Genomic DNA, 7,288 nt, shown 5'->3' with positions numbered 1-7,288 from the left:
CGGCTGGACGAGAGTGAAACGCAAATCGGTGCTGCGCGATGCCCCCGGCGTGAGATCGGGCAGAAGCATCGCAACGGCAATACCTGTCGCAACGGCGGCGAATCTCAGCCATGCGCCACGGACCAGCATCACGGCGAGTATACCGGCGAGGAAGACGGCGAGACCGGAAAGCGCGTAAGTACCCATGACGGGAAGGAGGCGGGCGATGCCCGGTGTGTCCCAGCTTCCCAGCAGCACCAGCCCCAAAGGCGGCCAGGGATAGCCGGTAAAGGCCCAGCTGCGGATCCATTCGGTCGCGATCCAACCTGCCGCCAGCACGGCAGCGAACGCCAACTGTCCGCTTCGGCGCGCGGCGAGATGCGCGAGCAGCGCCGCCATTGCCGGATAGACCGCGAGGTAGACGCACAGCAGCGGTACTGCCGCCCAGCCCAGGATTTCGGGCATCTTGGCCTGGTAGGTGAAGGCAGTCGCGATCCAGTTGTTCGCCAGGGTCAGGTGGGCCCAGCCGAACATCCAGCCGCGCCATAACGCGCCGCGCCAATTCGGCGATGCGTGGATGTGCAGGACCCACAGGGCAAGCGCGGGGAGGGCGATCCACCAAGCGTGCACCGGCGGGAAGCCAAGCGCTGCGACGAGACCCAGCAGGGCTGAAATCGAGCCCGGCCAGCTTCTGGCAATGCGGCTCAACCGCTTCATCGCCGGGTGACCAATCGTGGCGGGCGCGGCCTGCGACCGATCTGTCATCGTTCCGAACCTTCAGCCCGGTGAAAGGGGATCAGCCGACGGCTTCGAGACTGTCGTCGTCGTCCGAACCGGCATCCGCGCGAAGGCTGATGGACGGGGGAAGGACAGAGGAATCGATTTCGGCCGGGCTATCGTCCGCTGCCCGGCCCTTCCGGGTGCGGCCATTGGTCCGGGGCTTGCGCCGCGGCGTTTCGTCCCCGCCCTCGGCCTGCGATCCGGCCTTGGGCTTGCGGGCGCGGCGCTTGGGCTTCGCGTTCTCTTCTTCCGCGTCGGCGACTTCGCCTTCCACTCCGGCCTCGCCCTGGTCCGGCGTATCGCCGGAATCGGAACCGTCATAGCCATCGTCGTCGTGGCGACCGCGCGTCCGGCGATTGTTCTTGCGGCGCGTGTCGCGGGTGTCGCCATCGTCGTCGTCGCCGGAATCGTCGTTGGCCTGGCCGCGATCATCGTTGCGCTTGGACCGCGCCTCGTCCTGCCGTGCCTTGTTGTCGGCGATCACACGGAAATAGTGATCGGCGAATTGCAGGTAGTACTCGGCCTGCACCCGGTCGCCATTGTGCTGGGCGTCCTGGGCCAGTTTCTTGTACTTGTCGAGCAATTGCGGCGCGTTGCCCCGCGCGCGGCTGTCGATCCGGTTCTGGTTGTTCGGCCCGCCCGAATTGCGGTTGCCGCGACCACGGCGACGGTTATTGCGATTGTTATTCAAGGAAAATCTTCCCTTTTGCGACCTTGGCGCGCCCTCCCGGAAGCGCATCGGTCATCAGACCTCTCGTCTATGCAACGCACCTTATGGCGCGCGCTCCGCACTGCCTGGCCAAGGGGAATGCCCGAAAGGCCTTCTGACATCGAATGTGGAGCTTGGCCCAGCGATTTGCAGGTCGTGCAGATCGGTGTCCTGATTCGGAGGTAGCGAGCCGAATGGCATTTGCCAAGCCCTAGCGACGTTTTCCTCACCTAAGGAGCAGCGCCCGTGGCCGATTTGCAAGATCTCGGCGGAGTTCGACCGCAAAACCATGAGAATGCGCGATTTCGCTGACAGCCTCGGCCTGTGCGCGGCCGATCTCGAAGATCGCGACCCCGTCAGGATTCATGAGCTTGCGGATTTGCGGGATGAGGAGGCGATAGTCGTCAAGCCCCTCCGGCCCGGCGAACAACGCGCTCGCGGGTTCGTAATCGCGCACTTCCGGATCGAGGTCGGCCTCCGCCTCGACATAAGGCGGGTTGCACAGGATCAGGTCGAACCGGCCCAGCCCGTCGGCCCAGCCGACCTGGGTCCAGTCGCGCAGCAGGAACCGCGCTCGGTCTTCGGCAAGGCCGTGCTTGCAGGCATTCGCCCGAGCGATATCGAGCGCGGCCGCCGAAGCGTCGATCGCCGTGCCTGTCGCCTCCGCCAGTTCCAGCAGGGCAGTGACAAGCAAAGCTCCCGATCCCGTTCCCAGATCGAGAACTCGCCGGGCCGCTGGCGCACATTCGAGCGCAGCGTCGATCAGCGTCTCGGTATCGCCGCGCGGGATCAGGACATCGCGCGAGACCCGGAATTCGCGGCCATAGAATTCCTGCACCCCGGTGATATGCGCGACCGGCTCGCGCGCCGCGCGGCGCCCCAGGAGTTCTGCAAATCCGGGCGGGCATTCCTCTCGCATGTGCCGCAGCAACATGTCCGAGCGGCTCACGCCGAGCGCGTGCCCCATCAGGATTTCGGCATCTAGCCGCGCGGTATCGCTTGTGGCGGCGAGGCGGGCGGTCGCCTCGCGGATCGCCTCCCCGACGGTCATTCCGCGAGCGCCGCCAGCCGCTTCGCCTCGTCCTCGGCGATCAGCGCGCCGACGAGCTCTTCGAGACCCGGCCCTGCAAGCACCTCGTCCAGCTTGTGCAGCGTCAGCCCGATGCGGTGGTCGGTCACGCGGCCCTGCGGGAAGTTGTAGGTGCGGATGCGCTCGGAGCGGTCGCCGCTGCCGACCATCGCCTTCCTCGCCTCGGCCTCGGCCCCCTGCGCGGCGTCGCGCTGCATCTCATAGAGGCGGGCGCGCAGCACCTGCATCGCCTTTTCGCGGTTCTTGTGCTGGCTGCGCCCGTCCTGGCAGGTGACGACGAGACCGGTCGGCTCGTGAGTGATGCGGATCGCGCTGTCGGTGGTGTTGACGTGCTGCCCACCTGCGCCGGATGCGCGGTAGGTGTCGATCTTGAGGTCGCCCGGATCGATCTCGACATCGACCTCGTCCGGCTCGGGCAGCACCGCCACGGTCGCCGCCGAGGTGTGGATGCGCCCGCCGCTCTCGGTGACGGGCACACGCTGTACCCGGTGGACACCGCTTTCGAACTTGAGCTTGGCGAACACGCCTTGCCCTGTGACATTGGCGACGATTTCCTTGAACCCGCCAACCTCGCTGGCGCTCATCGAGACCGGCTCGACCCGCCAGCCCTGCTCGGCAGCGAACTTCTCGTACATCCGGTAGAGGTCGCCCGCGAACAGGCCGGCCTCGTCGCCGCCGGTCCCGGCGCGGATCTCGAGCATGGCGGACTTCGCATCGGCGCTGTCGCGCGGCAGCAGCGCGACAGCGAGCGCGCGTTCCTTCTCGGGGAGGGCTTCGCGCAGGTCCGCAAGCTCCTCCTCCGCCATCGCCTTCATTTCGGGATCGGCGAGCATCCCCTTCAGGCCCTCGATCTCCTCGCGCATCGCCTTCACCTGAGCAGCGATCTTCGCCACCGGTTCGAGCTCGGCATAGTCGCGTGACGCCTTGACGAAGGCATCGCCCTCAAGCGTTCCGCTCGCCATGCGCGCCTCGAGCTCGGCGAAGCGGTGGGCGATCTGGTCGAGGCGTTCGGCTGGGATTTGCATGGTCTGGGTCTTGGTTTCCTACAGGATGGAACACTTGGAACACTGTCCTGGGGATGAAAAATGCGGGCAGTTCGGGGGTAGTGCAATCGGCCGGTTGGAATGAAAGGGGCTGGGGTTAGACATCCAGTCGGAATAGCGCCAGTCGCATAGTGTAGGAAACACTTCTCCAGCTGGTCATCCCGGGCCTGACCCCAGATCGGGCTTCTTCTCTTATGCGCGAAAGATCGAAGCCAAGCCCCGGATCAAGTCCGGGGCGGCGGTCTGGCTATCGGGCAGCAAGAACCAGATTTTCGACTACCATATGGCGCTCCCCGCCATCGCCAAGGATGCGGATCGGCGAACCTTCATCGGTGACAGCGAATGACACGAGCGCGTGCGAGGGCAGCTTCTTTGCCTTATCAAACCGCTTGCGTGGTGAGCCGCTGGCGACAAGCTCGGCAGATAGCCCGCCTGCGCGAAGCCTGCCTACCAAGGTTATGGCGTCCGCAAGTCGGTCGTCGTTCTCTACCACAACCACGGCATCCGCCTTTCCTTCGTCCCTCTCCCCCACCAGCATCGCCAGCCGCTCGATCCCCGCCGCCCAGCCGACCGCCGGCGTTGGCGCTCCACCCAGGGACTTCATCAGCCCGTCATAACGCCCGCCGCCGAGGATCGTGCTCTGGCTGCCGAGCTTGCCCGCTGCTTCGCTGCCTTCGTCAGGGATGAATTCGAAGGCGGTGTGGCGGTAATAGTCGAGCCCGCGCACAAGGCTCTCGGCGCGCGTCCACTTGACCCCTGCTGCGTCCAACCCGCTCGTCACACTCTCGAAAAATGCTACCGCCTCGTCCGACAGATAGGCGTCGATCTTCGGCGCATCGGCCACGAAGGACCGGTCGCGCGGATCCTTGCTGTCGAGAATGCGCAGCGGGTTCTTCTCCAGCCGCTCCTGCGAATCCTCGGACAGGTCGCCGCGCACCTTGCCGAAATAGTCGATCAAGCCCGCGCGCCACGCCTCGCGGCTATCCGCGTCACCCAGCGTATTGAGGTGCAGCGTCACGCCCTCGATGCCTAGCTCTTTCAGGAGCTGGTCCGCCATCGCCAGCAATTCGACATCCGCCTGCGGCTCGCCCGCGCCGATGATCTCGGCGTCGATCTGGTGGAACTGGCGATAGCGGCCCTTCTGCGGGCGTTCGTAGCGGAACAATGGTCCGTGGGTCGCGACCCTCAAGGGCGCGTGCTGCTGCCATCCATTCGTCAGGAAGGCGCGCGCGATCCCGGCGGTGAATTCGGGCCGCAGCGTCAGCGATTCCCCGCCGCGATCCTCGAACGAATACATCTCCTTCGAGACGATATCGGTCGTCTCGCCGATCGAGCGCGCGAACACCTCGGTCTTCTCGAACACCGGCATTTCGACCCGGCGGAAGCGGTAGAGCTTGCGCACGCGCTCGAAGGTTTCGACCACGAAGGCGAAGGCCTCGGCGTCCGGTCCGAAAATGTCCTGGGTGCCGCGAATGGCTTTCGGGGTGTTCTTGCTCATGGCTGTCCTGTCTTTGGGGGCGCGATTAGGGCAAGGTCGAACTTGCCGCAATATCGATACGCGGCTATCGGCGCGCATCAGCCTTTTGGGAGAGGGGCAGACCATAGATAGCAGGAAGCCTCAATGCGCATCGACAAGATCCCCACCGGCGACAATCCGCCCGACAGCCTCAACGTGATCATCGAAGTCCCGACGGGCGGCGAACCGGTCAAGTACGAGTTCGACAAGGAGAGCGGTGCACTGTTCGTCGACCGCATCCTGCACACGCCGATGCGCTATCCGGCCAATTACGGTTTCGTGCCCCACACGCTGTCGCCCGATGGTGACCCGCTCGACGCGCTGGTGATCTCGCGCTCGCCCTTCATCCCGGGCTGCGTGGTCAAGGCGCGCCCGATCGGGGTGCTCAACCTCGAGGACGAGCATGGCGGCGATGAAAAGCTGGTTTGCGTGCCGGTCGATACGACCTTTCCGTATTATTCAGATGTCGGCGAGACCAAGGACCTGCCGAGCATCATCTTCCAGCAGATCGAGCACTTCTTCACCCACTACAAGGACCTCGAAGCCGAGAAGTGGGTCAGGGTCGGCTCTTGGGGCGACCGGGCGGAAGCGCGCCAGATCGTGATCGAAGCGATCGAGCGGGCGAAGGGCTAAGCTTCCGGCGGTCGGTCCTCCGGATCGCTCGCCGGATCAGATGACGGCGAAGATCGCCTTGCACAGCCCTGTCAGAGCCAGCGGCAGGCCGATCGCCATAAGCCACAACATGATCGTGTCGCGGCGGAATGCGCCCGCATAGGCTTCGTCACTCGCGGCCTCGTCCGATATGCCCGTCCAGCGCCGCTCGAACCATCGGCATGCGGGGATGATCGCGGCCACCAGAATGACGAGGGCGACATAGGGGAAGATCGAACTGATGCCCTCGCTCATCGCCTTGACGGTGAGGAAGATCTGGAGCCCGGTATAGACCAGCAGCGCATAGGCGACATGGTCGCTCATGGCCTTGCGCCAGTCGCGCGCCTTGCTGCCTGAATGATCGGCGCCTTCGCGCCTGTGCGATAGTTCGCTCATAATTCCGTTCCCCAACGGCATCTCCAACCCGCAGACAGTATCTCAAACGCGGCGCAGTCTTGCAAGCGCAGTAACCAATTCGACATATTGTTGCGCAGAGGCGCGCGGCTCGCGATCAAGTCGCCGGATTCACGCATTATTCCGGAGGAGCCGGGACGGGAAGGATGCGCTAGGCAGGCGATAAGCAAAAATCTTGCCAAAACCCGAGGAGTCACCCTTCCCTGCGTGACTGACAATGCTACATGACATTGCCATGAGCGACTCCACCGCCCTTGACGACGTCACCGGGATCGCATCGCCCGCTGCGACCGGCGAAGGTGCAGATGCGACCGCCCCCATGCCCGAGGGCGGGCTGGAGGTGATCTCCATCGCCAAGAGCTACGACAAGCGCGCGGTGCTGACCGACATCTCGCTCACCGTGGCCAAGGGCGAGGTGCTTGGCTTGCTGGGCCCGAATGGCGCCGGCAAGACGACCTGCTTCTATTCGATCATGGGCCTCGTCAAACCGGATTCGGGGCGCATCCTGATGGATGGCGAGGACGTGACCAACCTGCCGATGTATCGCCGGGCGATCCTCGGCCTCGGCTACCTGCCGCAGGAGACGAGCATCTTTCGCGGGATGACCGTTGAACAGAACATCAATTGTGTGCTCGAAATGGTCGAGCCCGACAATGCGACGCGGGCCCAGGAACTCGAGCGCCTCCTCGACGAATTCGGGCTCACCCGCCTTCGCGAGAGCCCGGCCATGGCGCTTTCGGGCGGGGAACGGCGGCGCTGCGAGATCGCGCGCGCTTTGGCGGCCAAGCCTTCGATCATGCTGCTCGACGAACCCTTCGCCGGGATCGACCCTCTTTCGATCAGCGACATCCGCGATCTCGTCAAGGACCTCAAGCGGCGCGGGATCGGCGTCCTGATCACTGATCATAATGTCCGGGAGACGCTCGACATCGTCGATCGCGCCTGCATCATCTATGGCGGGCAGGTGCTGTTCGCCGGCACGCCGCAGGCGCTGGTGGCGGACGAGAATGTCAAGCGGCTCTATCTCGGCGAGAGCTTCACGCTCTAGGCACCCCGTCCATGGCCATCGGTCCGCGCCTCGACCTGCGCCAAACGCAATCGCTGGT

At 64.7% G+C, this 7,288-nt stretch carries 7 protein-coding genes and 1 pseudogene; 2 read left to right on the top strand and 6 right to left on the bottom strand.

Annotated features, from left to right (window positions below; all coding sequences use genetic code 11):
• The 5 genes and pseudogenes from V2I30_RS12460 to hisS form a co-directional block, all read right to left on the bottom strand.
• Positions 1 to 744: pseudogene (locus V2I30_RS12460) on the bottom strand (apolipoprotein N-acyltransferase); the annotation flags it as partial.
• Between the two features lie 31 nt (positions 745 to 775).
• On the bottom strand, positions 776 to 1,450 hold the full coding sequence (locus V2I30_RS12455; RefSeq protein ID WP_330662497.1) for a DUF4167 domain-containing protein: 675 nt from the start codon (positions 1,448 to 1,450) through the stop codon (positions 776 to 778).
• A gap of 244 nt (positions 1,451 to 1,694) precedes the next feature.
• The gene (gene prmC / locus V2I30_RS12450; protein ID WP_330662496.1) at positions 1,695 to 2,519 is read right to left on the bottom strand and encodes a peptide chain release factor N(5)-glutamine methyltransferase; all 825 of its coding nucleotides are present in this window, start codon (positions 2,517 to 2,519) and stop codon (positions 1,695 to 1,697) included.
• Positions 2,516 to 3,583: a peptide chain release factor 1 gene (gene prfA, locus V2I30_RS12445; protein ID WP_330662495.1), complete on the bottom strand. Its 1,068-nt coding sequence runs from the start codon at positions 3,581 to 3,583 to the stop codon at positions 2,516 to 2,518. The genes prmC and prfA overlap by 4 nt, the downstream gene beginning before the upstream one ends.
• Positions 3,584 to 3,848: 265 nt before the next feature.
• A complete protein-coding gene (gene hisS, locus V2I30_RS12440) occupies positions 3,849 to 5,099 on the bottom strand; it encodes a histidine--tRNA ligase (RefSeq protein WP_330662494.1) in 1,251 nt (416 codons plus the stop codon).
• 123 nt (positions 5,100 to 5,222) lie between these two features.
• Between hisS and ppa the strand changes: the two genes are divergently transcribed.
• Positions 5,223 to 5,750 carry an inorganic diphosphatase gene (ppa, locus tag V2I30_RS12435; protein WP_330662493.1) on the top strand — a complete coding sequence of 176 codons (528 nt, stop codon included), beginning with the start codon at positions 5,223 to 5,225 and terminating at the stop codon, positions 5,748 to 5,750.
• A 36-nt stretch (positions 5,751 to 5,786) separates the two neighbouring features.
• Here ppa and V2I30_RS12430 read toward each other — a convergent pair whose 3' ends face one another.
• The gene (locus tag V2I30_RS12430; RefSeq protein ID WP_330662492.1) at positions 5,787 to 6,164 is read right to left on the bottom strand and encodes a hypothetical protein; all 378 of its coding nucleotides are present in this window, start codon (positions 6,162 to 6,164) and stop codon (positions 5,787 to 5,789) included.
• Positions 6,165 to 6,501: 337 nt separating this feature from the next.
• Between V2I30_RS12430 and lptB the strand changes: the two genes are divergently transcribed.
• The gene (gene lptB / locus V2I30_RS12425; protein ID WP_330662498.1) at positions 6,502 to 7,230 is read left to right on the top strand and encodes an LPS export ABC transporter ATP-binding protein; all 729 of its coding nucleotides are present in this window, start codon (positions 6,502 to 6,504) and stop codon (positions 7,228 to 7,230) included.
• The last annotated feature ends 58 nt before the right edge of the window (positions 7,231 to 7,288 follow it).

Source organism: Erythrobacter sp., assembly GCF_036351135.1.
In the GTDB taxonomy this organism is placed as follows: Bacteria; Pseudomonadota; Alphaproteobacteria; order Sphingomonadales; family Sphingomonadaceae; genus Erythrobacter.
This window is presented reverse-complemented; position numbering and strand designations above follow the sequence as displayed.

Bases quoted from the DNA above. Each gene is read 5' to 3' on its own strand.
- prmC (WP_330662496.1), bottom strand. From the start codon at position 2,519: ATGACCGTCGGGGAGGCGATCCGCGAGGCGACCGCCCGCCTCGCCGCC.
- prfA (WP_330662495.1), bottom strand. From the start codon at position 3,583: ATGCAAATCCCAGCCGAACGCCTCGACCAGATCGCCCACCGCTTCGCC.
- hisS (WP_330662494.1), bottom strand. From the start codon at position 5,099: ATGAGCAAGAACACCCCGAAAGCCATTCGCGGCACCCAGGACATTTTC.
- ppa (WP_330662493.1), top strand. From the start codon at position 5,223: ATGCGCATCGACAAGATCCCCACCGGCGACAATCCGCCCGACAGCCTC.
- V2I30_RS12430 (WP_330662492.1), bottom strand. From the start codon at position 6,164: ATGAGCGAACTATCGCACAGGCGCGAAGGCGCCGATCATTCAGGCAGC.
- lptB (WP_330662498.1), top strand. From the start codon at position 6,502: ATGCCCGAGGGCGGGCTGGAGGTGATCTCCATCGCCAAGAGCTACGAC.